The 2443-nt window shown below is 66.2% G+C and carries 3 protein-coding genes; all 3 read left to right on the top strand.

Annotated features, from left to right (window positions below; all coding sequences use genetic code 11):
• The first annotated feature begins 68 nt into the window (after nucleotides 1-68).
• Entirely contained in the window at nucleotides 69-911 is an 843-nt protein-coding gene (locus A5906_RS14605; protein WP_080135911.1) for an IclR family transcriptional regulator, read from the top strand.
• A 113-nt stretch (nucleotides 912-1024) separates the two neighbouring features.
• On the top strand, nucleotides 1025-1993 hold the full coding sequence (locus tag A5906_RS14600; protein WP_080135908.1) for a Bug family tripartite tricarboxylate transporter substrate binding protein: 969 nt from the start codon (nucleotides 1025-1027) through the stop codon (nucleotides 1991-1993).
• Nucleotides 1990-2443 (top strand): tripartite tricarboxylate transporter TctB family protein (locus A5906_RS42545; protein WP_080135906.1); only part of this gene is annotated, 454 nt, incomplete at its 3' end. The genes A5906_RS14600 and A5906_RS42545, both read left to right, overlap by 4 nt.

The following is a 2443-nucleotide window of genomic DNA, read 5'->3' as shown; positions in this document are numbered from 1 at the left end:
CCCTAACCCTCTCCCCGCACGCGGGGAGAGGGGAAAAGAAAAGGGCGAGGGAGAACGGTCAGGCCGCGATGAGCAAGAACGTGATCCGGCGCAAATCGCTCGAGGCCCGGTCGCCAGCCGAGGCCGAGCACGAGGCGCGTGACGGCGGCGTGCAGTCCGTCGACCGCGCGCTGTCGATTCTCGAAACGCTGGCCGAGGACGACGAAGGCTACCGCCTCAGCGATCTTGCCGTGCGCACTGGCCTGTCGGCCTCGACCGTGCACCGGCTGCTGGCGACGCTGGAAAGCCGCCGCTTCGTGCAGTTCGACCGCACCGAATCCAAATGGCATGTCGGCGTTCGCAGCTTCACCGTCGGTGCGAGCTTTGCGCGCCGGCGCAATTTCTCCACCCAGGCGATTCCATACTTGCGCAGGCTGCGCGATCTCACCCGCGAAACCGCCAATCTGGCCGTCGTCGACGATGAGTTCATCATCGTGCTGACCCGCATGGAGAGCCGCGAGATCATGCGGTCGCTGACCCAGATGGGCGGACGCGTCCCCATGGTGACCTCCGGCGTCGGCAAGGCGGTGCTCGCGACATATTCCGACGAGGATGTGGGCGCCGTCATCCGCCATCACGGCATGCCCCGCCTGACGGAAAAGTCGATCGTGCGGCCGAGCGATCTCTTCAAGGAGCTCGAAAAGATCCGCAAGCAAGGCTACGCGCTCGATGATGAAGAGGCCTGCATGGGCCTGCGCTGTATTGCCGCAGTCGTCTACAACGACTGCGCCGAGCCGCTGGCGGCAATTTCCGTCTCGGGCATGACCAGCCGTCTGACCGACGACAGGCTGCCGGAAATCGGCCAAATCGTGCGTGATGTCGCCGGTGAGCTGACGTTGGCGCTCGGCGGCGTGATGCCGAAATCCAGCTAACCGGGAACCCAGGCCTGTCGCTGGACAGCATCGGCCGTTTTGGCTGATATGCGACCAAACGACACAATGCGGCAAACGATCAACACGTCCGCACGAGCCTGGAGAATGCCCCCATGTTTCAATTTCCCGCGCGCCTTGCCGGCGCAGCCCTCGCGCTGACCCTTGCGGCAGCGGCGCCTGCCTTGGCCCAGCAGCTCGAGCTCAAGCTGATGGCGCCGGCGGCCCCGGGCGGGGGCTGGGACCAGACCGCGCGCTCGATGCAGCAGGCACTGGTGGCTTCCGGCGTCGCGCGCAGCGTGCAGGTCACCAACGTTCCCGGCGCCGGCGGCAGCGTCGGCATCGCGCAGTTCGTCAACGGCGCCAAGGGCGACGGCAACCAGATGATGGTCAACGGTTTCGTCATGGTGGGCGCGCTCGCCATGAACAAGTCGCCGGTGACGCTGGATCAGGTGACGCCGATCGCGCGCCTCACCGAGGAAATTCAGGTGATCGTGGTGCCCGCGAATTCGCCGATCAAGACCGCGCAGGATCTCGCCGCCGCGGTGAAGGCCGATATCGCCAAGGTGACCTTCGCGGGCGGCTCGGCCGGTGGCGTCGACCATGTGATGGCGGCGCTGTTCGCCGGCGCGGTCGGCGCCGACGCCAAGAAGATCAACTACATCCCGTTCTCCGGCGGCGGCGAGTCGCTCGCGGCGATCCTCGGCGGCAAGGTCACCGCAGGCATTTCGGGGCTCAGCGAATATGAAGGGCAGATCAAGTCCGGCAAGCTGCGCGCAATCGGTGTGACCTCGGAAAAGCGTATCGCAGGCAGCGACATCCCGACCTTCAAGGAGCAGGGCATCGACCTCGTGATCGCCAATTGGCGCTCGGTGGTCGCGCCTCCTGGCATCACGCCGGAGCAGCGCAAGGCCTTGAGCGATGCGGTCGAGAAAATGGTGAAGTCGGACGCCTGGAAGGAGATCCTCAAGCAGAAGGGCTGGGAGGATGCCTATCTCGGCGGCGACGCCTTCGCCGACTTCCTGAAGAAGGAAACGGTGCGCGTCACCGACGTGCTGAAATCGGTCGGCCTCGTCAAGTCATGACCTCAGGCGATCCTGCGCAGCCGCCGCGGCGTGTCGATCGCGCCGGCCTCGTCATCGCCGCATTGCTTGCCGTGCTCGCAGCGGTGCTGGTCTGGGACGCGCGCGGCCTGCAATCCGCCGCGATGTACGGCATGGGGCCGGAGGCGATGCCTGTCGTCGTCGCCAGCGGCCTTGCGCTGCTCGCGATCGGCAATTTCATTGATGCGCTGCGCGGCAATCTGCCGGCGCGCGAGAGCGCCGATCCCGTGCCTGTCGTCCTGATCCTCGTCGGCCTTGCGCTGCTGATCGCCATCATCGGCTTCGGCGGCGGCTTCATCCTGGCGACGTCGGCGCTGTTCGTGACGACGTCGGCGGCCTTCGGCCGCCGCGCCGTCCTCGTCGACGGCATCATCGCCCTCGTGATGTCGACCCTCATCTATCTCGCGTTCGACCGCCTGTTGACGCTGAGCC

Source organism: Bradyrhizobium sacchari, assembly GCF_002068095.1.
Taxonomy (GTDB): Bacteria; Pseudomonadota; Alphaproteobacteria; order Rhizobiales; family Xanthobacteraceae; genus Bradyrhizobium; species Bradyrhizobium sacchari.
The sequence above is the reverse complement of the archived record's forward strand: the minus strand, read 5'-3'. Positions and strand labels throughout refer to the sequence as shown.

What these genes read in the sequence shown, in the direction of transcription:
- A5906_RS14605 (WP_080135911.1), top strand. Translation starts at nt 69, where the DNA reads ATGAGCAAGAACGTGATCCGGCGCAAATCGCTCGAGGCCCGGTCGCCA.
- A5906_RS14600 (WP_080135908.1), top strand. Translation starts at nt 1,025, where the DNA reads ATGTTTCAATTTCCCGCGCGCCTTGCCGGCGCAGCCCTCGCGCTGACC.